Here is a 23,908-nt window from a genome sequence, read left to right as displayed (position 1 = left end):
TAAGTTGTCAATCTTTTAACCTGCCGCGTAGACTAAGTTTTCATTGAATTTAAAGGGAATGATATGGCCCATAGTCAGGTTCAAACGGCACCAGTAGAGAAAGCGGATACTTCCCGCGCCTACAGAAATTATGTGTTAGTGATACTTACGCTGGTTTATGCATTTAATTTTATAGATAGACAAATCATAGGCATCCTTTCTCCCTTCATTAAAGCTGATTTGGGTTTAGATGATGCGCAGTTAGGCTTATTAAAGGGCGTTTATTTCGCCATTCTTTACACCGTGGTGGGCATTCCTATTGCGTGGCTTGCAGATCGGTATAGTCGCGTGAATATCATTGCTATCTCGCTCACCCTATGGAGTGGCTTTACCGCCGCCTCAGGGCTTGCCATGAACTACACGCAACTGGCGCTTGCCAGAATTGGTGTGGGCATTGGTGAAGCTGGAGGCAGCCCACCTTCACACAGTATTATTTCCGACCTGTTTCCTAAAGAAAAGCGTGCAGGCGCATTGGCTATTTACTCTTTAGGTATTCCGTTTGGTGTAATGTTGGCATTCTTTGCTTCTGCATTTTTCCTTCAAGGCGGTTCCGCTGATTGGCGCACCGTAATGATAAGTGTGGGCTTACCGGGCGTAATATTAGCGTTATTGCTGAAGTTTACGGTAAAAGAGCCGAAACGTACGGAGTCAGTAAAAACTGATGACACTGAAAAGGCTAGTGTGTCAGCTTCACTTAAAACTTTATTGAAGATACCCACGTGGTGGGGAATGGCGTTGGGTATTTCTTTTGGCTCGTTCGGTAACTATGCCATTTCGACTTGGATCATCGATTACTATGTACGTGCCTTTGCAGGGTTAGATATCACGCAGTTGCTCATTGCGTTCGGTATTATCAATGGTTCTGCTTATGCATTAGGCGTGTGGCTTGGCGGCTATATCGCTGATAGATGGGGTAAACAAAACAAGAAAGCGTATGCCTTGTTACCTGCTATTGCGCTCATTATTGGTGTACCAGCGTTGTATTTCTCGCTTCAGGTTAACGACTTATGGCTATCTGTAGGGCTAATGACCTTCTTACTGTTTACCAGTGGTTCGTATTTAGGCCCAAGCTTTGCCATGGCGCAAACCCTTGCACCTATTAACGTTCGTGCTATGTCTACTGCATTATTCTTCTTTGTTTTGAATATTATTGCATTGGGTGGCGGGCCAACGATTACTGGTATTATTAGCCAAGCATTAGTGCCTTCAATGGGTGAAGTTGAAGCGCTTCGTCAGTCTTTACTGTATTTGATTGTGCCATACGCGCTTTCTATTATTGTGTTCTTATGGACCAGTACTAAGATTGTTAAAGATTGGGAGATGGCGGAGTCGAGAGGGCTGTAGTACTATCTCGTTCATAATTAACATGTTGTTGTAATTAAGGGCTGGTTTACCAGCCCTTATTTTTCCCCTCTTTGCCATTGCTACATTTAGCTTTGATGCTGTTTTTCGTGAAGGAGTATTTCATTGTCGAAAACCGATATTAGTTTTCACTTTGCCCATGCAAATGGATTTCCTGCTGGTAGTTATAATGCGCTTTTTTCTTCATTACCCGAGCACTTTCACCGTATTCATGTGGACAGGTTTGGTCACGATCCTCAGTTACCCGTAAATGCTAACTGGCGCAATCAAGTTAATGAGCTTATAAAACACGTAAAAGCCGAAAACACAGACAGTAGAGGCGTTTATGCGGTAGGGCATTCCTTCGGTGCGGTAATTTCTTACATGGCAGCCTGCGAAGAACCTAGTTTGTTCCGTGGGCTTATTATGCTTGACCCTCCGTTAGTGATGGGGCCTATGAGCTACTTTTTTCGGTTCGCGAAAAAGACACCGTTAATCAATAAACTAACGCCAGCGAAGTTAGCTGAAACGCGAAATACTCAATGGCCATCTCATACTGATATGGAAGCGTATTTTCAAGGAAAGGCGCTGTTTCGTAATATGGATAAACGATGTATTCGTGATTATGTTAAGCATGTAACACACACTAAAGGTGAGCTGACATCTTTAACATTTAAGGCCGAGGTAGAAGCGTCGTTATTTCGCAATGTGCCGCATAATCTAGGTAAATATAAAGGCAAGTTGAAGTGCCCAGCATTGCTGGTAACCGCTAAAGATGGCGCGGTGTGCAGACCGACTATGTACGAAAGATTAATTCAGCATAACGCTATTGATCATACTGAATTTAAAGGTGGGCATATGTTCCCTCTAGAACATCCTGAAGCAGTGGCTGAACTCATTTCAACCACTATTTCAAAATGGAATAGCTAGCTTTAGGTAGGGGATAGGCCGCCAACAGGTTGGCCTAGCATTTCTCTTGTCACTAACACCACGCCTTTTTCAGAAACACGGAATCCTCGAGCTCTGTCATCATCATGGTTGTAACCAATGACGGTGCCTTCTGGAATAACACAGCCTCTATCAAGCAGTACTTTTCTTAACTTACAGTGACGCATAATTTCCACATCTGGCAAAATTACCGCATCTTCTATAAGCCCGTACGAGTGCACCCTTACGTTCGAGAAGCAAATTGTGCCGCGAAGGGTTGAACCCGAAATAATACAGCCGCCAGAGACAACCGAATTAATCGCTTCACCGCGCCTGTCGTGGTCTTCCCATACAAATTTTGCAGGGGGCAACTGTTCTTGGTAGGTCCAGATGGGCCACTTTTGATCGTACAGATTAAGTTGTGGCACCGGCGCCACCATTTCCATATTGGCTTCCCAAAATGAATCAATGGTACCTACATCGCGCCAGTAGGCATCTCCACCTTCAGAGTTTTCAAATTCAAACGCATACACCGGGTTGTCTTTAATAATGGACGGAATAATGTCTTTACCAAAATCACGCTGTGAGCCAGAGGTTTCAGCGTCTCTTCGTAATTGTTCGAAAAGAAATTCTGTATCGAAAACATAGTTGCCCATAGATGCTAAACAACGAGTATCGTCGCCAGGTAACGGAGCAGGGTGTTCAGGTTTTTCAGCAAAGCCGTTAATACGGTAATTTTCGTCTACCGACATAACGCCAAACGACCCCGCAGCTTCTTCGATAGGAACCGACATACATGACACGGTCATTTTGGCGCCACTTTCAACATGACGAGCCAGCATAGTACCGTAATCCATGCGATAGATGTGGTCGCCAGATAATATCATTACGTATTTGGGGAGTTCGTCTCGAATAATGTCGATATTTTGGAATACCGCATCGGCGGTACCTTCATACCAACTATCTGAAAATCGTTGAGATGCGGGTAATATTTCTACTGACTCACCGAGTTCCTTCTTGAAATGCCCCCAGCCGCGAACTAAATGTCTTATTAACGAATGAGACTTATACTGGGTTACTACGCCAACGCGTCTAATGCCTGAATTAATACAATTAGATAGCGGAAAATCGATAATTCTAAACTTACCACCAAAATAGAGCGCTGGCTTTGCGCGCCATGTTGTTAATTCATGTAAGCGCGACCCTCGTCCTCCAGCTAATATCAGTGCGTAGGTATCGCGAGTCAGATTACTAATATAGCGTGAACTCTGATCTGCCATGTCCTCGTTCTCCATTTTTTAAGACACAATTTTGCGGTGTCGATGAATGTGTAAAACCGTAATTCATACCGATTGCACTAGGGCTTTGTAAGTAGAATATTGCCCTGGAAATTAGGTTTTGTGATAACCTAACTTCATATTACACAAGAATAAATATAATGCCATGGCGTTTTAATGAACTATGTAAAAAAAACGTTATTTTTTCTTAAGGGATTTTTTATGTCTTCTACTACCCCAGTTATTTTTGACCACGATGGTGGTATTGACGATTTGTTATCGCTAATACTTTTGCTGCGTTTGCCTAATATAAATGTGGTAGGTGTAACTATTACGCCGGCCGACTGCTACCCTGATGATGCTTTATTGAGTACTCGCAAAATTCTTACATTAACGGGCAATTCCCATATTCCTGTGAGTGTAGGGCAATTAACAGGCCCCAACCCATTTCCGCCTGAATGGCGTGCTCAACCTAAAATGTGCCACGCTACACCTACGATGCTGCGTACGTCTCATGATGAAGTGAAGGTAGAAACCAAGGCCGCACATGATTGGATGCAAAGCGCATTAACTCGTGCAGCCGAGCCTGTCACTGTATTAATGACAGGCCCGGCTACAAACTTAGCCGCCGCGTTAACACAAAGTCCAGATCTTGTAGATAAGGTACAAAAAGTGGTGTGGATGGGAGGGGCCGTAAAGGTCAAAGGTAATGTGGCGATGCACGATCATGACGGTTCAGCCGAATGGAATGCTTATTGGGATCCTAGGGCGACTAAAGCATTGGTAGATAGTGGCGTAAATCTGCTATTAGTACCTTTAGATGCCACCAACGATTTGCCAGTTAGTTGGGATTTTTTGCAGCAACTTGCTGCAGCAAATACGCCGGTTTCAGACCTGTCTGGTCAATTCTGGGCGTCTACGGTAACGTCTATCCCATCTTATGAATTTACGTATTTTTTATGGGACATTCTTTCTACCTGCGTTTTAGCCTTGCCAGATAACAAGCTACGTATTGAAACCGGTCAGGTTGCGGTAAGCACTACCACACCGAATGCCGGTCAAACCTATCTTTGCGCAAACTCAGGAAGCCAAATTTCTTGGGTGTCTAATGTGGAAGCAGACTATGTGCGCGAAATGGTAATTCACTATTTAAGCGGAGAGTTTTGTCAATCACCAGTGCCATTTGTTAAATAATTGTTATATATTTCTAATCCTATGTGATTATCATGGAGTTTTAGATGGCAGTTTTAAAGAAGATAGTTTTAGGTGTGGGCGTACTGATTGCTTTGGTAGTCGTGGTTGGGCTGTTCCTTCCACAGCAATACAAAGTAGAAAGAAGTATTTTGATTAATGCGCAGCCTGAAGAGATTTATCCTGATGTTGTCGATTTGCGGGCATGGCAAAACTGGGGGGTGTGGTTCCAACGCGACCCTAGTATGGAAATCGATTACTCTGGGCCAGATAGAGCTATTGGAATGATGTCATCGTGGAGAAGCGTGACGGAAGGCAATGGGGAAATGAAAATTACCGACTTAGAACACAATAAAAAGGTGGTTTACTCATTGGCTTTTCCAGAATGGGAAATGGGTTCAACAGGCTCATTGGTAATTTCACCTGCGGGCGAGGCTACTAAAGTAACCTGGGTTGACTCAGGTGACGTAGGTAACAACATCATCAGTCGCTACTTTGTACTGATGATGGACGGCATGATAGGCCCAGATTTCGAAATGGGATTAGAAAACTTAAAAACGGTTGTAGAGAATAAAGGCTAGTAACCTCGATAAGCTTTTGCGCAGCGCAAAAGTGTCAAATGATTTTAACTTCTGACTAAGCTGAGTTTGCTGATATGGAAATTTTCCAAAGCGTACTTGGCTTTTTTCATTTTGGACGATAGAAATCAGATGAATGGAATTTAAAGTGCAGCTAGATGGTGTTATTGGCGTTATGAAGACACCCATGATTAGGTCGGCTCACAAGAGTAAACGAGACACCCATGATTTTGAGCGTGTTACCAGGACACCCACGTTATCGTTCACTCGATAATGTTTTTACAGAGACACCCATGTTAGCGTGAAGCAGATAAGGTGAAGTTCTAAGTAACACTGATGGTTGTAGTTAAGTGAGTTGTGAAATAGTTAGTTTATGATGGGTGTCTCGCTAAGTCTGTCCTAAGGCTGACACGTTTAGATTTGTATTTTAAATTGGCCTAATTGTTAGGGTTATTCAGTGTGTTAGTAAGATATATTGCCATTGAACACAGCGTGATCGAGTTTTGGGTTTATTTCGTACAAAGTCCGTTAAGTAACGCTAAAGTAATCAGCGGTTGGTTTGTTGGATAGCAACAATCGTAATTGTGTTAATTCATGTTGGGAAAGAGCATGTCGGGAAATAAACGCCGCCTAATAGTGGGTCTAGCTTTTAATAAATTAGCCGACTTACTAGCATCTGCAAAAACCACATTACCTGCACTACTCATTTCCTTAGGAGCTCCTAGCTGGATGGTGATGTGGCTTGTGCCAATTCGCGAATCTGGCGCATTGTTGCCCCAAGCGTTAATTGGTGTGTATTTACGCAAAAAGAGCGCTAGGCACCATGTTTGGCGGCTAGGTATGGCCATACAAATCTCGGCAATATGTACAATGTTAGCTGCCGCACTTGTCACCGAAGGTTCTGTGGCGGGGTTGATTATACTCGCATCACTGGTGTTTCTAAGTTTAGGCCGCTCTGCTAGTTCGCTTACCGTAAAAGACATGGAAGCGGATGTTAGTCAAAAAGGTGAACGAGGCAAGTTAGTCGGTTTAGCATCTACTGCGTCGGGTGTGATGACATTATGCGCTGCAGTTCCTCTTGTGTATTTTGAAAAAGAGCTTGAAGGCTATTCAATCTTCATTTTGCTAGCTTCATCAGCACTTGCATTTTGTATCACGCTACTTTTAATGTTTTCGATAAAAACCCATGTTGAAATAGAAGAGTCTCAAAATAAGTCGTTGTTTAACTGGCGTTTTGACAACACAGTATATCGATTCGTTTTTGTTCGGGGGCTGTTTGTTCACTCTGCGCTAGTCGCGCCATATTTCATGTTGGAAAGTTCGCAAAACGCGAAATCTTTGCTTCCTTTTTATCTTGCTGCACAAGCCCTAGCGTCAATGCTTTCTTCGTTTCTATGGGGAAAGATTGCAGATAAGAGTGCTCGATTCACCCTTCAGTTGTCAGGAGTCTTGGCGTTAATTGCTTGTGCTGGCTTACTTGCTATGGAGCCTGAAAGTTTGTGGCTGTCTGCAGGTTTGTTTTTTATTCTTTCAATAGCTCATGCCGGCGTACGAACAGGGCGTAAAACTTACAGCCTAGATATTAAAGATGGTCAAGACCGGACTGAATTAGTTGGTTTTTCAAACACAGCTATAGGTCTGATCTTGATTGGGTTTGGTGGGTTGTACGCAATTGTATCGTCGTTTATCGACTTTTCAGTGGTGTATATTATGGCAGCAATGCTGACCGTGGCTATTTGTACTACGCTTATATTACCAGAAGAAAAATAAGAGAAGAGGGGGTTAAGCGCTTTGCGAATTACTGTGATTGCATTTCTGGAGCCCAGTTTATATCTCAGTCGATATTGGGCGAACATGGCTTTAGTAATCAAGTTTGGTTTCAAGTATGTCTTATAAACACCAACTACAAAATGAATCGGTAGGCTTGCCAGTTAAGGATCCTGAGGAATTAGAGGGTTATCTTAACGCGTTTTTAGATATATCAGTTGACCCCGTATTTATTAAAGACGGAGAGGGTAAGCTTTTAGTTGCTAACAATGCTTTTTGTGAGCTTGTGAACGTTTCTCGAAAAAAGCTTATTGGAAAAACTTTCTCCGATAAAATCTACCCACAAGAATTGGTGAAGCTAGCGCAGAGCGACAAGCAAGTGTTAGAAACTGGGGAAGATAAAGTTATAGAGCAAGCCCTGAAAGGAAAAGGCAATAAAGCAAGTGTAGTACTGGTTAAATTAAGCCGATTTATCGACCGTAACAACAGGCGCTTTATTGTTGGTGTAATTCGTGATGTGACAAAACGCAGGCAGAATGAGTTAAGAGAAACTACTCGTAGTGAAGTTTTAGAGCTCATTACCAACGGAGAACCTCTAAAGGTGGTTTTGAATGCCATTGTCAGTGTGGTTGAGCTTAATAATCCGGAAATGATGTGCAGTATCTTACTTCTCGACGAGTCTGGGAGTCATTTACGCAGTGAAACTGGAGCAAGCCTTCCAAATTTTTATGTCGACGCTATCGATGGCGTTGAAATAGGTAGTGGCGTAGGTTCTTGCGGCACAGCGGCGTTTACTAACGAACGTGTCATCGTTGCAGATATTCAAACTCATCCTTACTGGAAAAATTTTAAAGCGTTAGCTGAACGGGCTAATTTAGGTGCCTGTTGGTCTGAACCCATTCGTTCTACACAGGGCGCAGTGCTTGGCACTTTCGCTATTTATCACTCTAGTATTAATTACCCTTCTGATGCTGATCTTGCGCTAATTGAGCAGACTGCCAGTTTAGCGAGTATCGCTATCGAAAAAAATCGTTCCGAAGAGACATTAAAGCGTGCAGCCAGCGTATTCACTCATGCGAACGAAGGCATAATTATTACCGACGCCTCAGCCACGATTATTGAAGTGAATGATACGCTGTGCCGTATCACCGGCTACAGCAAATTGGAAGTGCTGGGGAAAAACCCTAGAATTCTTCAGTCGGGCCGTCACGCTGCACAGTTTTATAAAAACATGTGGGATACGCTGAACACTGATGGAAACTGGAGAGGGGAGATTTGGAATCGTCGTAAGGACGGTGAAATTTATCCTGAAATGGTCACAATTAGTGCAGTTAAAGACGAGGAGGGACAGGTTCAACACTATGTGTCGCTTTCAACCGATATATCAGAAATTAAGCTCAATGAAGGCAAGTTAGAACGGATAGCTCATTATGACCTGCTTACCAACTTACCTAACAGAGTTTTGCTTGCTAAGCGCCTCAATCAAGCCATTAAGCACAGTCAGTTACAACAAAATTCCTTAGCTGTCGCATTTATGGATTTAGATGGTTTTAAAGCGATTAACGATAACTACGGACACAATATCGGTGATCAGTTTTTGGTTGAGGTCTCAAATGGCTTAAAAGCTAGCTTGAGAGCGGGTGACACAATTGCGCGCATTGGTGGTGACGAATTCATTATAATCATGGTTAACCTGAATGAGTTCAGTGACTGTGAGCACGTTTTAAATCGACTTCTTAAATCTGCCTCTGCACCCGTCAATGTTGCCGATGCGGTGATGCAAGTATCAGCGAGTATTGGAGTCACTGTCTTTCCTCAAGATAACGTAGATGCTGATCAGTTGATACGGCATGCGGACCAAGCCATGTACGTTGCAAAGCAAGGAGGTAAGAACCGATTTCATCAGTTCGACTTAGAGCAAGATAACGCGATTAACACTTATAATAAAAGCATTGATAATGTGCGTGTTGCCTTGGATCGAAATGAATTTGTCTTACACTACCAGCCTAAGGTGAATATGAGTTCCGGTGAAGTCATTGGCGTAGAAGCTTTGATTCGCTGGGAGCATCCCGAAAGTGGTCTAATTCCTCCGCTAGAATTTTTGCCTATTATTGAAGGTCACTGTATCAGCTTGCAAGTGGGAGAGTGGGTTATTGATGCCGCTTTAACACAAATTTCGCACTGGCAGAAACTCGGTATTTTATTACCCGTAAGTGTGAATATTAGCGCACATCAATTGCAGCAGGACAACTTTACCTCTCGGTTAGAAACACTGTTAGCGGCTCACCCTGACGTAGACCCAGGTTATTTAGAGCTAGAAATTCTGGAAACCAGTGCGTTGCAAGATACCTTCCAAGTATCTTCGACAATGAATGCGTGTCACGATTTAGGGGTGAGCTTTGCTTTAGATGACTTTGGTACTGGTTACTCATCACTTACTTATCTGAAACGTTTGCCAGCTTACTTAATCAAAATTGACCAGAGCTTCGTGCGAGATATGTTAGACGACACCGATGACTTAGCGATTGTTGAAGGTGTGGTTGGATTGGCAAAGACATTTAAACGAGAAGTAATTGCGGAAGGCGTAGAGTCGGTTGAGCATGGCGTTGCCCTTGTCCGCTTGGGTTGTGAGTTAGCGCAAGGCTATGGCATAGCCAAGCCTATGCCGGCTAATAAAGTTTCTCAATGGTTAACTACCTGGGAAGCTAACGAGGCATGGTTGGCGCTAAGCGGTAATCGGGAACCTGCTTGAGTCGAGAGTTGTTACTAGTTATCACGAGACTCGAGTTATCAAGACACCCATCATAGTAAGTATAGAATTAACGGGACATCCATCATAAGAACGGGATTAGGGTAGTTTTAATTTATAAGGCTATCTGATTTTACGAAGACACCCATATTTAAATTTTAACTGATTTTACGAAGACACCCATATTTAAATTTTAACTGAAGTAGTAAGAGAAACAAAAAGATTCGAGAGATTCGAGGGACACCCACCCTAATATAGACATGAGTCTCATTCTTACTCAAGTAGATATGGTGGGTGCCTCGATAACTCTCAATTAGATACGATGGGTGTCTTAATAGCTCTATTAGCCGCGCAGAACTAGAAATTTACCAGGCGCTTTGCTCTGCAAATATTTTGGTTGGGATAAGGCTACTTAGGTGGTCTGAAAAGTGGATTATAAAGCCGCAGTATTATGGCTAAGAAAGGACTAGGTATCGGCTTTTTAAGATAAATATAGGTTAATGAATAAGGTTTTTTTGCCACCTAACTCATACCCGTAAACAGAAGATGGGTATTAACAGGCGCTGGAAAGTAATTTTGCGTTTTTTATCCCCCTTGCGCGCTGCCTGTTGGTATTTTGCTTAAATCCCCTCATTGTAGTTTCACAGCCTGCCGCATAACTAAACAACTTTTCAAAGCGGGTTGTAAGTGTCTGCCAGTGAACCTGACTTATCCCTAACCGAGATAGTATTGGGGCGTAATTGCTATTAATATAACCAGGTTTGTCATCACGAATGATTCTTCCCGTTGTATCAACGAGTACAAGGTAATCAGTCAGTCTAATAGGTATTTCTTTAATATCGCGTTGATTACGTTCACCTGAAAAGGGTAGTAAGGCAGAGATCTTCGAATTGCCTTTCAGTGCCTGTAAACGTGAGTAAATACTGGTGTACCTAGAGTTTTCAGGGGTTGTCGCTATATTGGCTCTAACGGGGTTTAGATCTACGTAGGCCATACAGGAAAGTAGGGCGCTATCATTCAATAAAGCTTGAGATTTAAATCTACCTTCCCAAAATCGCCCTGTGCATTCGTCCTCCGTATTAGCTGCCCTAGCAATGAATTCATTGAGGTTTCGCATAAACCAACTAATGTCATACAGGCGACGGCGGTAAACTTCAGCGGTATCGGCTACTGTTTTTATTTCGGCATCAGAGAGGCGCTCACCCTTAAGATACCTTTGGGTAAGCAGGGTGCCTTTATGGATACGGTGCCATTGGGTTAGCACTTGATCTATGCTCCAGGCATTGGCACTTTTTTTATCAACGTGTAGTACCACATGAACGTGATTGCTCATTACCGCATAGGCGCAAATATCAATGGAGTACACCGAAGCTAACTCTAGTAAGCGACGCTCGACCCAGCCTCTTCGATGTTCAAAGCTCTTTCCTGAGTGTTGATCAACACCGCATAGGTAGCATTGTCTGACGCAGCGTGAAACACAGTGATAATAGGGTGTATCAGCAAGGTTAATTTGGCTGCGTCTTGATTGCGGCACGGTTAACATCCAGTAATTTCATATAGAACCATGGTAGCAATCAATAACCATTCATGAACCTGTATTTTAGGCGTGAATTAATCGAATTAACTTTCTATTTTATTGTGAGTGTCTGGTTAGTGGACTTTTACTATGGGGGTCTTGATAGTTCTCTTTAGCTCCCTCACCTAAATGATGGGTGTCTAGTTAACAGCGTCTAGTTAGCATTTTGTTAGCACCTAGCCCTACAAAACCTGAAATTAGTTTTTCTTGGCAAGCAATGCATTAGCTACTTTAGACACTGGTTTTCTGTCCAAAACAGAAGAGATGAATTCAGTAGCAACAAGCAGCCTATCCATACTCACGTCAGTTTCAATTCCGAGTCCATTTAGCATATATAGAACGTCTTCCGTCGCCACATTTCCGCTAGCACCTTTAGCATATGGGCAGCCACCAAGCCCTGCAACCGCGCTGTCTATATTCAATATGCCGTATTGTAATGCGGTGTAGATATTGACTAGTGCTTGGCCATAAGTGTCGTGAAAATGAACGGCTAAGTCGGCACCAGGTACATGCTGGCAAACGTGTTCGAGTAAACGAGCCGTAGATGCAGGAGTGCCGGTTCCAATGGTATCGCCAAGTGAAATTTCGTAGCAGCCCATGTCATGTAACGCCTTTGAAACTAGCGCTACCGACTCGCTGGCGATTTGTCCTTCATAAGGGCAGCCCATCACACAAGACACGTAGCCTCTAACTGGAATTTTATGCGTATTTGCAGCTGCAATGACAGGCTCGAAGCGTTTTAAGCTTTCACTGATTGAGCAGTTTATATTCTTTTGGGAAAAAGACTCAGACGCAGCGCCAAATATAGCAACTTCGTCTACGCCCACAGCTAACGCAGCTTCAAACCCTTTTAGGTTAGGGGTTAAGGCTGAATAAACAACCTCTTTTACCCGACTAATTCCTTCGAAAACTTCGTCAGAATCTGCCATTTGGGGAACCCACTTGGGAGAAACAAAGCTGCCAGCTTCAATACGTTTCAAACCACTGGCACTGAGCAAATTGACGAGGCGTATTTTGTCCTTCGCGCTAAGAACCGCCTTTTCATTTTGTAGCCCGTCACGGGCACCAACCTCCACGATACTCACTTTCGAAGGAAAGTGAGTCGTTGGCTTAGTGGCCGAATTTATGGTGGGTGTCTTCATAGATTTTTCCACACTCATTCACCTTTTGAGTCAGAATCGAAATCAATCAGCACTGAGCCGCCATCTACCAATTCACCAGGTTGATAAAAATAGCCACGCACTACACCGTCGCAAGGCGCAGTAATACTGTGCTCCATTTTCATGGCTTCCATAATAAGTAACGGTGCATCTTTTTTTACGCTAGCACCAACCGCAACCAAATGAGCCACTACGGTACCATTCATGGGCGCATCTAAGCTTGCAGCATTATGGCTGTCGTCGTCATCTCCCATATCAGGTGCTAAGACCTTAAAGTGACAGTGCGAATCTTGTCCAAACAAGCCAAATTGCCCTTCATTGTTCGAGAAATGATATGTACGCCTTACACCCTCTACAGAAGCAATTAACTTATCACCAACAATATGACCCGTTACCTCAATATCTTCGCTATCTGTATTTACCTTAAGAGAAATGGCCTTTTGATTCAAAGTATTACCTGATTCGGCAATATGTCTTATTGTGAGTGAGTGAACTTCATCATTCACCATAACGGACAGGGACTCTTGATATCCCATGTTGGGGCGCCATGAGCCTATAATTCCCCAAGGTGATGGTAGTGAATAAATCTTCGCTGTACCTTGATTGCGTGAAAGTACAGACAAAAGTGCTATTGCAGGAAGCTCGACATCTACTGATTGGCTCTGGTTGTTGAACAAAATGTCAGCGTATTTATCAATAAACGTTGTGGTGAGTTCAGCTTTACTGAAAGGTGTACTTGAAGCCACGTCGATAAGAAAATCTATATTCGTGGTCACGCCGTCAATATGATACTGCTTAAGCGCACTAACTAGTTGTTTTAACGCAGCCTCTCTATTTTCACCCCAAACGACAAGTTTAGATATCATCGGATCGTAATAAACACTGATGTCATCACCTTGCTGCACGCCGGTATCAATACGCACTTTACTCGCTGAATTTTGACTAGATAACGTGGGTGTCTCGTTAAGCGTCTCGTTAAGCGACTGACTATTTTGATAGGAAGTCGAGGTTGATAACATGGGTGTCTTGATAAGCGAGAGCGTGCCGCTGGCGGGCAGAAAATCATTGTTGGGATCTTCGGCGTAAATGCGGGCTTCGAATGCGTGTCCCGTTAACGTTAATTCTGATTGGGTTTTGGGTAGCGTTTTACCTTCTGCTACATCAAGCTGCCAGCGAACCAAATCTTCACCGGTAATCATTTCCGTCACAGGGTGCTCTACTTGCAATCGAGTATTCATTTCCATGAAATAGAACGAGCCGTCTTCGTCATACAAGAACTCAACGGTTCCTGCACCTACATAATTAATCGCTTTGGCTGCTTGCAATGCCGCTTCACCCATTTGCTGGCGAATATTGGAAGGAAAATTAGGCGCAGGTGCTTCTTCTATCACCTTTTGGTGACGTCGCTGTACTGAGCAGTCACGTTCAAATAAATACACACCATTACCATGGGTGTCACAGAAAACTTGTATCTCAACATGGCGAGGGCGAGTGAGGTACTTTTCAACCAACATATGCTCATCGCCAAAGCTAGCCATAGACTCTCTTTTAGCTGCACTTAGCGCGGCCGAAAACTCACTTTCTTTCCACACTTGGCGCATGCCTTTACCACCACCGCCGGCAGCAGCTTTAAGTAATACAGGATAGCCCATGGCATCGCTGGCTTGCTTCAAGGTAGCTTCGTCTTGGTCATCACCATGATAGCCAGGTACTAAAGGTACGCCAGCGGCTTCCATAATTTTCTTAGCTGCAGATTTAGACCCCATGGCTTCTATGGCCGATGCAGGAGGGCCCACAAATATAATGTTATGCGCGGCACATGCTTTAGCAAATTCGGCATTTTCAGATAAAAAACCATAGCCCGGATGAATGGCATCTACACCAAGTTTCTTGGCATATTCAATAATTGCAGTGCCGCGCAAATAGCTATCTTTAGAGGGAGCAGGGCCTAAATAAACCGCTTCATCCGCCTGTAAAACATGCAAGGCTTTTACGTCGGCGTCTGAATAAACCGCCACCGTTTGTATACCCATGGCTTTCGCTGTGCGCATCACGCGGCATGCAATTTCGCCGCGATTGGCAATCAGTAACTTTTTAATCATGCTAGTTTCTCCTGCCACGCTGGGGTACGTTTTTCGATGAAAGCCCCCAAACCTTCCTGACCTTCTTTCGAGGTTCTTATTTTGGCAATTTGCTTACTTGTATCATCAAGCAATTCAGCATTAACAGGCGCATTGGCAACTTGCTGCACTAAGGCTTTAGCGTGCGATACTGCCACAGGCCCATTCTTTAAAATTTGGCGAATAATATCGTCTATCGTGCTATCCAGTTCATCTTCGGTCACGGCTTCGCTAAGTAAACCTAAACGTCTTGCTCGGCGGGCAGAAAAGACTTCTGCTGTTTGAAAGTAACGTCTGCAAACCCGTGCGCCCATAGCTTCTATCACGTAAGGGCTAATAGTGGCGGGAATAAGGCCTATTTTTACTTCGCTTAAACAGAACTTACTTAATTTGCTACCAATGGCAATGTCACAGCAGGCGATAAGCCCTACCGCGCCGCCAAACGCTGCTCCTTGCACTCGCGCAATAGTAGGCTTGGGCAAGGTGTATAAGGTGTGCAGCATGGTAGCTAGCGTCATCGCATCGGCGTGATTTTTTGCTTCATCAAAACCTGCCATGCGCTTCATCCACTCAAGGTCTGCACCCGCGCTAAAACTTTTCCCTTCACCTTGCAGCACTACTGCACGAATGCTGCTGTCGTTGCCGGCCCGCGTAAATAGCTGGGTTAAGGTGGCAATCATGTCATCGTTAAATGCATTGTGTTTGTCTGCGCGGTTAAGCGTAATAAGGGCAACATTTCTTTCGTCTACGTGATAAGTAACAGCTTGTTCCATAATAATTCCCCTCAAACTACATACGAAAGACACCGAAGCGGGTGTCGGGTATAGGTTGATTTAATGCCGCAGATAACGAAAGACCTAACACCGTGCGGGTGTCAGCAGGGTCGATGACGCCATCGTCCCATAACCTGGCCGAGGCATAATATGGGTGTCCTTGTTTTTCGTAGGTGTCGATGACCGGTTGTTTGATGGCGTGTTCTTGCTCGTCGGTCCAAGTTTCACCTGCACGTTCTTTTTGATCTCGCTTCACTTGGGCCAATACGCCAGCGGCTTGTTCGCCGCCCATTACCGATATGCGGGCATTAGGCCACATGAATAAGAATCTTGGGTCGTACCCACGGCCACACATTCCGTAGTTTCCTGCACCAAAACTCCCGCCAATTAGAATGGTGATTTTTGGTACTTGGGCACATGCAACGGCGGTCACCATTTTGGCACCGTGTTTAGCTATCCCGCCATGTTCGTACTGTTTTCCCACCATAAAACCGGTGATGTTTTGTAAAAATACGAGGGGTATTTTACGCATTGCGCACAATTCAACGAAATGTGCGCCTTTAAGCGCACTTTCGCCGAACAATATGCCATTATTGCCGATAATGCCCACAGGATAGCCGAAGATGCGCGCAAAACCGCAGACTAACGTAGTGCCATATAAAGGTTTGAATTCATCAAAATCTGAATCATCGACTACTCGAGCGATGATTTCTCTTACATCGTAAGTCTGCTTCGAATCGGCAGGCACAATGCCGTAAATTTCTTTGGCATCGAAACGAGGTGGCTTTGGCTTTGCCACATCTAACGCGACATTTTTGGTACGGTTAAGCCTAGAAACCGCATTTCTAGCAAGGGATAGCGCGTGATGATCGTTATTCGCTAATTGGTCTGCCACCCCTGAAATACGGGTATGCACATCACCACCTCCAAGCTCTTCGGCGCTTACTACTTCACCTGTCGCGGCTTTCACCAGAGGTGGTCCACCCAAAAAGATGGTGGCTTGTTCTTTTACAATGATGCTTTCGTCCGCCATGGCGGGTACATAAGCGCCGCCAGCGGTGCATGAACCCATCACCACCGCAATTTGCGGAATATTCTTTGCCGACATATTGGCTTGGTTAAAGAAAATGCGGCCAAAGTGTTCTTTGTCAGGAAACACTTCATCTTGATAGGGTAGGTTAGCACCACCTGAATCTACCAAGTAAATACACGGAAGGTTGTTTTCTTCTGCAATAGTTTGTGCGCGTAAGTGTTTTTTCACGGTAAGCGGATAGTAACTGCCGCCTTTTACCGTGGCATCGTTAGCAACTATCATGCACTCTACACCCGACACACAGCCAATACCGGCAACTACACCCGCGCAAGGTACATAATCGTCGTACACTTCCCACGCCGCCAATTGACCTATTTCCAAAAAGGGTGTGTTGTCGTCAATTAAGGCGTTAATTCTGTCTCGGGGAAGTAATTTTCCACGAGATTGATGGCGCTGGGCAGCTTGTGCACCGCCACCCATTGAAACTTGTTCTATCTTTGCAACCAAGTCGTTTACTTGTGCTTGCATATGCTGCGCGTTGGCAACAAAGGTGTCTGATTTTGTATTTATCTTTGAACGTAGAACGGGCATACCCCCTCCTGATTGTTCAGCGCAGCTTAGAAATGACTAAGACTGCGCAGTCTGTCGTTAAATGTGAGCGCGTTTTTATTTTGATTCGTTGAACAGTTCGCGACCAATAAGCATTCGGCGAATTTCTGAAGTACCCGCCCCAATTTCATATAACTTGGCATCTCTTAATAATCTGCCAGTGGAGTATTCGTTAATGTAGCCATTACCGCCTAAAAGCTGAATGGCATCTAAGGCCATCTTGGTGGCTAATTCTGCAGAATATAAAATGGCACCCGCGGCGTCTTTTCGGGTGGTATCACCGCGGTCGCAAGATTTTGCAACGGTATACACATACGCTCTGGCGGCGTTCATTTGGGTATACATATCGGCAACTTTGCCCTGAACAAGTTGAAATTGACCAATAGATTGTCCAAATTGCTCTCTGTCATGAATATAGGGGACAACCACGTCCATGCAGGCTTGCATAATGCCTAACGGACCTCCTGACAATACTAAGCGCTCGTAATCTAGCCCGCTCATTAATACCCGTACGCCTTCGCCTTCTTTACCTAGAATATTTGCTGCAGGTACTTCACAGTCTTGAAACACAAGTTCACAGGTGTTTGAAGAACGCATGCCTAATTTGTCGAGCTTTTGTGCACGGGTAAAGCCAGGGAAATCATGTTCCACAATAAATGCGGTGATCCCTTTGGGGCCGGCTTGTGGGTCTGTTTTAGCGTAAATGACAAAGGTATGGGCATCTGGACCATTGGTGATCCACATTTTGTTGCCGTTTAAGATATATTTATCACCGCGTTTTTCAGCACGTAATTTCATGCTCACTACATCTGAACCCGCATTAGGCTCACTCATGGCTAACGCACCAATGTGTTCACCCGACACTAATTTGGGTAGATATTTCTCTCTCTGTTCGTCGTTTCCGTTTCTAAAAATTTGGTTTACGCACAAATTAGAATGAGCACCATAGCTCAGGCCAATCCCCGCAGATGCTCGGCTCACTTCTTCCATTGCTATGGTATGGGCTAAATAACCCATATCGGCACCACCATATTGCTCTGATACGGTAACACCCAACAATCCCATTTCACCTAACTTGGGCCATAATGCATTGGGGAATTGATTATTAGCGTCTGCTTCTTCCGCTAAGGGCGCAATTTCATTTTGTGCAAATTGAAAGACTTGATCGCGCAATAAATCAATATCTTCGCCAAGATCAAAGTTCAGTGTAGGGTAAGAGGTATTCATGCAATTTTTCCTTGTTCTAATTCCGCTAGCTCTTCACGGCATCGTGCTTCTACTTCATCGAGTTCTTGCATCAAGCTTTGAATATCTTCAAGCTGCTGATGAAGTACAGCGCGTTTTTGTGCGGTCATTTCCAACATAGTGCCTAGTTGAACGGCGGAATTGGCGTTGGTGTCGTACATTTCGAATAAGGTTTTAACTTCAGCTAAGGAAAACCCCAATCGTTTCCCTCTAAGAATGAGCATTAGTCTCACTCTATCTTTGTTGTCATACACACGGTTCTGCCCGGTACGCTTGGGGCTAAGCAGCCCTTGCTCTTCATAAAAGCGAATGGATCGGTGAGTTATATCGAACTCTTTTGCCAGTTCACCTATAGCGAATACCGACTCTTTCTCGTTGTTATTCATAACACGTACCTTTGGCCTTATGTCGTTGTCTTATGCCGTTTACAAAAGACGTTCCCTTAATAGAAGGGGATTCTTGACACTAAATATATTGAGGTTTACGTTAACGTTAATTACCTTTTACGTTAAGGTAAAGTAACATTTTGCTAACGTCAATTTTTCATATGTGAGATAGTTCGCTTATCTAAACATGGGTGTCTACATTTTTATACGAAAGTAAAGTTAGTTGAATATTATTCCAAAAATTACAAGTGGTTAGGAGTTCGAGTGATGAGTAATGAAACAGTAGTGATCGTAGCAGCAAAGCGCACACCAATGGGGGGCTTCAATGGCAGTCTATCTGGAGTAGCCGCCACCGAACTAGGTTCCACTGCCATTAAGTCGGTGTGCGACACATTGGATGTAAGCCAAATAGACGAAGTAATAATGGGGTGTGTATTGCCTGCGGGCTTAGGTCAGGCACCAGCTCGTCAGGCCTCATTAGGTGCTGGTCTTCCTCTTAGTGCTGGCGTAACCACCATTAACAAGGTGTGTGGCTCGGGTTTAAAAGCGGTCATGCTGGCGCACGATTTAATTAAAGCAGGTAGTGCTGAAGTCGTTGTAGCGGGTGGGTTTGAAAGTATGAGCAATGCGCCTTATATGTTGCCAAAAGCACGAACAGGCTATCGTATGGGGCACGGACAGGTACTCGACCATATGATGTTGGATGGCCTTGAAAATGCTTATGACGGAAAAGCAATGGGGTGTTTTGCTCAAGATACTGCCGATGCTGAAAATATTACGCGCACTCAAATGGATGAATTTGCACTAAGCTCGCTTTCAAAAGCTAATGAAGCGATTAACAGCGGCAGTTTCAAAGACGAAATAGTAAACGTGACTATTTCTGGACGTAAAGGCGATGTAGTCGTTGATACTGATGAAGGTCCAGGTTCAGCTCGCCCTGAAAAAATTCCATCACTTCGCCCTGCGTTCAAAAAGGATGGCACAGTAACCGCAGCAAACTCTAGCTCTATATCAGATGGTGCAGCGGCTTTATTAGTGATGAGCGAATCTAAAGCGCAAGCGTTGGGATTGACGCCGCTAGCTAAAGTGGTGGCCCATGCCACGCATTCTATAGAACCAGAAAATTTCACGGTAGCACCGGTTGGCGCGATGGAAAATGTGCTCTCAAAAGCAGGTTGGTCTAAAGATGAAGTCGACCTGTTCGAAATTAATGAAGCTTTTGCCATGGTAACCATGTTGGCTGTGAAAAAACTGGGATTAGACGAGCGAAAAGTGAATGTAAAAGGCGGCGCATGTGCGCTTGGCCACCCCATTGGTGCGTCGGGTGCGAGAATTCTAGTTACCTTGCTGCATGCGCTTAACCAAAAGAAAGCGAAAAAAGGCATCGCCTCTTTATGTATTGGTGGTGGGGAAGGTGTAGCGCTTGCCGTTGAAATGCTATAAGCAAGCTTGATTGATGTCAAAAAAAGCATGACTTATTAGTAAATGGCACCGCAAACCGGTGCCGTTTGTGTTTTAATTATTGCTATAGAGCGTTCATTCTGTGTCGCTGCATAGGTTCGTTTTATTATTTAAAAATGTCGAACTTTTAAACTGTTATATCGGCATTTAGTAACTATGAAGCGAAATGGCCGCTACATTGCCCAAATTTTGGCTGAATGTGCTGGTATCGTGATTTTTTAGTTTAGACCGATGTTGCATTTGCAGGCGCTAAGTTAGATACTCTTGTTTGCGATTTTTCGCATTTTACGTATTTGTATTTAGGTGGTCTTTTTGATTTCTTTCAGGTGTTTACGCCTTGTCTTCTTTGCAATTTTGCTTACGCTTCCTTACTCAGTGGAAATAGCAGCACAAGCGCTTCAACAGAATGTTTCTCAACCGCAATCGATGAATAACACGGCTCCTCGTGAGGTGACGTATTGTGTCGATCCCGACTGGGCACCTTACGAAGCTATACGAAATAATAACCATGTTGGTATTTCTGCCGACTACATTCACACTATTGCTGAGCTCTCTGGCTTAACCTTCAAGCTTGTGCCAACTCAGTCATGGGAACAAAGTTTGGCGTACGTACAGCAAGGTACCTGCCAAGTCATCTCTATGCTGAATGTTTCTGACTTTAGAAAACAGTTTCTCGATTTCTCCACGCCATACTTTGAAGCACCAAATATTTTAGTTGCCCGTTCAGGCACGCCTATTTTGCAAGGTTACGCAGGCATTGGCCATAGAACCGTTGGGGTAGTGAAGGGTTACAGGCAAGTAGAATACATATCTAGGCATTATCCAGAGTTAAGACTCAAGCTTGTACAAACGGAAAGTGAAGGGCTTGCTGAATTGGCAAGGGGAGACATCGACGTTATGGTGGGATCATTATTAAGTGTCAATACGCTTATTAATAACCAAAAGGTAGATAATGTCAGCATTGTGGGTTATGCCGAACCGTTCGACTCACTTGCGTTTGGCGTTAACAAATCTTCTCGCGATATTATCCCTATTTTAAACACGGCCATTGCAACCATTCCAGAGAACCGAAAGGTTGATATTTATAAGCAGTGGAATAACGTTCAGGTCCGTTATGAGCGGGATTACTTCAAACTCGTGGTAACTACGTGTTTCGTATTGCTGGCCATTGTTTGCTTAGTATGGCGCAATAGAACCGTTTCACAATTTAAACGTTTAACGAAGCAGAAGAATGATGAAATAGAATCGTTGCAAACGACGTTGCTAGACAGAAATCGTACCCTAGAATTTTTGTCAGCCCATGATACGCTGACGGGGCTTTACAACCGTAATCACATGATTCAAAAAGCAGAAGAAGAAATTTCTCGCTTCCACCGTTTTCATACAACCGCATCGTTAATTGTTGTGGAGATTGAGGTTAAGCGCGATTGTCGGGGTGAGTTAAGCGAGTTCGATAGAGAAAATATTTTAAAGCAGGTGGCGTCTCAATGTCTTGCGACCGTAAGAGAAGTAGACATTGTGTCACGCTTCACCGGTGAGCAGTTCATCATTTTATGTCCACAAACTGCCTTAGATGCAGGGCGTGTTCTCGCTGACCGATTAGTAGAATGTATCGACCAAGACGTGCTTACCAACAATTCAAAAATGCAAGTCAGTGCGGGCTTGGCCGAACTAAAAGAAAGTGAAAACTTCACCGATTGGTTTGAGCGCACAACGAAAGCGTTGTATCACTCAAAAAGGTTAGGGATCGCAAAGGTATCAGTAGCAGACTAACGAGCAACGAAAGCGCCGTCTAGCCTGCTGCAGTAAACGCTAATACTCTTTACATCTTGCCTTATGTCGTAAGTATTAGCGTCTTAGGCGTGAGCGAATTAAATATTAGCGCTTTAGATGATAGGTTCGTAATGCCATTGATGAGAATCATAATGAATGTGGGCTCTTTCATACTCACGCTCTGAGCGCCAATTACGATTGTTCAATTTCGCTGTTACACCAGGGTAGAGCTTCTTATTGGCAATAAGCTTAATATCTTGTTGGTACTGAACTTTCGCATCGTTAATTTCCAGCACTTTCATTTCAATCCAATCAAGCAATGCATTCTCGTTATTGAACATTTCAAGGGCCTCAGTCACTTTTGTTTTAAGTTCTTTAGGCACTTTTTTACTTTTCAAAATATCAATTTTTTCTTTGTGCTTGCTGTTGTTTTCGCGAAGTTGGCGAACAAGTTCGTCTAACGCATCTTTGCGTTCAAGTAGTTGTGCAAAGCCTGGGCTAAAATCAACCTTAAGCATGCTGCCAGATACCGCACCAAGGGTGCCAGCCTCTATTCTATCTTGGCTTACAATATCGCAAGCAAACAAGTTACCCATAGGCTTATCTATTTGACCCACAATAACGGCGCCACCACAATGGAGCTTACTGTAAGCTAGTTGACGGCCAACGGTAATATTGCCCGAACATTGAATTTCGATCCCTTGACCATGCTGAACGTGAATACTGCCTTTCGCTATAAGGTGGCAGTTGAATTCACCCGCACTGTCATTCACTTTCCCCATAGCGCCTTCGGTGATAATTATATCGCCACCAGACTCAATGTGAGCAGACTCTACAAAACCGTTTATGGTAACGTCGCCTTCTGCTTTTATTTGCATTTTTTCCGTCACGTCGCCATTAACCAGCACTGCGCCTTCATAATTTACGTGACCAGTACCCACATTAACCCCGTTACAAATATAGGTATCGTCGATATTCATGGTTTGGTCTTGGTATTTAGGCATACCTGCAATGGCTGACATCAGTAAATTTTGATCGTCATCGGCTTGAACGGTGCCAGTGCCTTTGCGAAACTCTACCCATTCACCAGGAACAGGAGGTAGCTTGCTACCGCGCACATCGAAGCCACTTCTGCCAAGGGTAGGCTCAGTTCTGCGAAGTACAGGGGTGTCTACTTTAACGCAGATAACCTCACCTAGGTTTCGCATATCAACCCGCTCACCTTCGTTGGTTTGCGGTTTCAATATACGTTCAAGTGCATTAGGCACTAGAGGAATAAATCGCGATGAACGTCCATTCCTAGCAGGTAGGCCTTTTGCTACTGTCCGCTCAATAATGGTGCCAGGAGGTGATTTTCGTGCTTCCATCAACATGGCTTCGATAACTCGAGTGCCAAGACCTCGATGAATATTGTTTTTTAAGGCTAAAGACTTAATGGTATTTAACGTGGGCGATTTACCACCGTAGGGCGACGTGATCACAAGATTGGCTGTCATTGCGTCTTCAGGAATACGAAACTCTATTTCAGCGTTCCTTCTCTCACCAACTCGCTCTTGGACCAGGGTATTATCACCGGTTTTGAAGTAATGATTAGCAGTATCGCAAGCCGATTTTAAAGCCGCATCTGAAACATATAAACGTTTAGTTTCACCGGTTGCTAACTCCGTTTTCACTTGGCGTATATCTATTTCTTTAGAAAACTCTGAAGGGTTCAGCGTCAGGTTAATATGGGTTCTTGTTTTATCAAAGCTTATGGTTACGCCGTTCATTACTACATTCATCCTTTGAGCAGTCTTGCTTACTTTTCTATAGTCAATATCGACCTTAACGCTGCAGACTTAAGCGTGTTTATGCATTATTGTGATTACAGTAATGCATTAGACATAAGTTTAATGTAATGCGA

Annotated in this window: 17 protein-coding genes; 8 read left to right on the top strand and 9 right to left on the bottom strand. The window is 44.0% G+C overall.

The features are described 5' to 3' along the window. The first annotated feature begins 63 nt into the window (after window positions 1–63). Both R1T43_RS12745 and R1T43_RS12740 read left to right on the top strand, forming a co-directional pair. Complete coding sequence (locus R1T43_RS12745; RefSeq protein WP_211070670.1) at window positions 64–1,383, top strand: spinster family MFS transporter; 1,320 nt, start codon at window positions 64–66, stop codon at window positions 1,381–1,383. Window positions 1,384–1,506: 123 nt separating this feature from the next. Further along, the gene (locus tag R1T43_RS12740; protein ID WP_317349415.1) at window positions 1,507–2,310 is read left to right on the top strand and encodes an alpha/beta hydrolase; all 804 of its coding nucleotides are present in this window, start codon (window positions 1,507–1,509) and stop codon (window positions 2,308–2,310) included. Between the two features lie 2 nt (window positions 2,311–2,312). Here R1T43_RS12740 and glgC read toward each other — a convergent pair whose 3' ends face one another. Continuing rightward, on the bottom strand, window positions 2,313–3,587 hold the full coding sequence (gene glgC / locus R1T43_RS12735) for a glucose-1-phosphate adenylyltransferase (protein ID WP_211070672.1): 1,275 nt from the start codon (window positions 3,585–3,587) through the stop codon (window positions 2,313–2,315). Window positions 3,588–3,806: 219 nt separating this feature from the next. Between glgC and R1T43_RS12730 the strand changes: the two genes are divergently transcribed. The 4 genes from R1T43_RS12730 to R1T43_RS12715 all read left to right on the top strand — a co-directional run bounded on the left by R1T43_RS12730 (window position 3,807) and on the right by R1T43_RS12715 (window position 9,872). Continuing rightward, complete coding sequence (locus R1T43_RS12730; RefSeq protein WP_317349412.1) at window positions 3,807–4,778, top strand: nucleoside hydrolase; 972 nt, start codon at window positions 3,807–3,809, stop codon at window positions 4,776–4,778. 44 nt (window positions 4,779–4,822) lie between these two features. Then, on the top strand, window positions 4,823–5,356 hold the full coding sequence (locus R1T43_RS12725) for an SRPBCC family protein (RefSeq protein ID WP_317349409.1): 534 nt from the start codon (window positions 4,823–4,825) through the stop codon (window positions 5,354–5,356). 606 nt (window positions 5,357–5,962) lie between these two features. Next, on the top strand, window positions 5,963–7,123 hold the full coding sequence (locus R1T43_RS12720) for an MFS transporter (protein WP_211070675.1): 1,161 nt from the start codon (window positions 5,963–5,965) through the stop codon (window positions 7,121–7,123). Between the two features lie 115 nt (window positions 7,124–7,238). Next, on the top strand, window positions 7,239–9,872 hold the full coding sequence (locus R1T43_RS12715) for an EAL domain-containing protein (protein ID WP_317349406.1): 2,634 nt from the start codon (window positions 7,239–7,241) through the stop codon (window positions 9,870–9,872). Between the two features lie 550 nt (window positions 9,873–10,422). Here R1T43_RS12715 and R1T43_RS12710 read toward each other — a convergent pair. The 7 genes from R1T43_RS12710 to R1T43_RS12680 form a co-directional block, all read right to left on the bottom strand. Then, entirely contained in the window at window positions 10,423–11,403 is a 981-nt protein-coding gene (locus R1T43_RS12710) for a transposase (protein WP_317349404.1), read from the bottom strand. A gap of 239 nt (window positions 11,404–11,642) precedes the next feature. After that, complete coding sequence (locus R1T43_RS12705; protein WP_317349402.1) at window positions 11,643–12,587, bottom strand: hydroxymethylglutaryl-CoA lyase; 945 nt, start codon at window positions 12,585–12,587, stop codon at window positions 11,643–11,645. A gap of 14 nt (window positions 12,588–12,601) precedes the next feature. Next, entirely contained in the window at window positions 12,602–14,707 is a 2,106-nt protein-coding gene (locus tag R1T43_RS12700) for an acetyl/propionyl/methylcrotonyl-CoA carboxylase subunit alpha (protein ID WP_317349399.1), read from the bottom strand. Continuing rightward, entirely contained in the window at window positions 14,704–15,498 is a 795-nt protein-coding gene (locus tag R1T43_RS12695) for an enoyl-CoA hydratase/isomerase family protein (protein ID WP_317349395.1), read from the bottom strand. The genes R1T43_RS12700 and R1T43_RS12695 overlap by 4 nt, the downstream gene beginning before the upstream one ends. A 16-nt stretch (window positions 15,499–15,514) precedes the next feature. Next, complete coding sequence (locus R1T43_RS12690) at window positions 15,515–17,122, bottom strand: carboxyl transferase domain-containing protein (protein ID WP_317349393.1); 1,608 nt, start codon at window positions 17,120–17,122, stop codon at window positions 15,515–15,517. Window positions 17,123–17,197: 75 nt separating this feature from the next. Further along, window positions 17,198–18,367, bottom strand: coding sequence for an isovaleryl-CoA dehydrogenase (locus tag R1T43_RS12685; protein WP_211070681.1), 1,170 nt, complete (start codon window positions 18,365–18,367; stop codon window positions 17,198–17,200). Then, on the bottom strand, window positions 18,364–18,771 hold the full coding sequence (locus R1T43_RS12680) for a MerR family transcriptional regulator (protein ID WP_211070682.1): 408 nt from the start codon (window positions 18,769–18,771) through the stop codon (window positions 18,364–18,366). The genes R1T43_RS12685 and R1T43_RS12680 overlap by 4 nt, the downstream gene beginning before the upstream one ends. A 267-nt stretch (window positions 18,772–19,038) precedes the next feature. Here R1T43_RS12680 and R1T43_RS12675 point away from each other — a divergent pair, with 267 nt between their 5' ends. Both R1T43_RS12675 and R1T43_RS12670 read left to right on the top strand, forming a co-directional pair. Continuing rightward, window positions 19,039–20,214: a thiolase family protein gene (locus R1T43_RS12675; protein ID WP_317349388.1), complete on the top strand. Its 1,176-nt coding sequence runs from the start codon at window positions 19,039–19,041 to the stop codon at window positions 20,212–20,214. A 330-nt stretch (window positions 20,215–20,544) separates the two neighbouring features. After that, window positions 20,545–22,005, top strand: coding sequence for a diguanylate cyclase (locus tag R1T43_RS12670; RefSeq protein ID WP_317349385.1), 1,461 nt, complete (start codon window positions 20,545–20,547; stop codon window positions 22,003–22,005). Window positions 22,006–22,118: 113 nt separating this feature from the next. Here R1T43_RS12670 and R1T43_RS12665 read toward each other — a convergent pair whose 3' ends face one another. Further along, window positions 22,119–23,774: a FapA family protein gene (locus R1T43_RS12665; RefSeq protein ID WP_211070685.1), complete on the bottom strand. Its 1,656-nt coding sequence runs from the start codon at window positions 23,772–23,774 to the stop codon at window positions 22,119–22,121. Window positions 23,775–23,908 lie beyond the last annotated feature (134 nt).

The sequence above is a fragment of the Alteromonas sp. CI.11.F.A3 genome (genome assembly GCF_032925565.1).
GTDB lineage: Bacteria > Pseudomonadota > Gammaproteobacteria > Enterobacterales > Alteromonadaceae > Alteromonas.
This window is presented reverse-complemented; position numbering and strand designations above follow the sequence as displayed.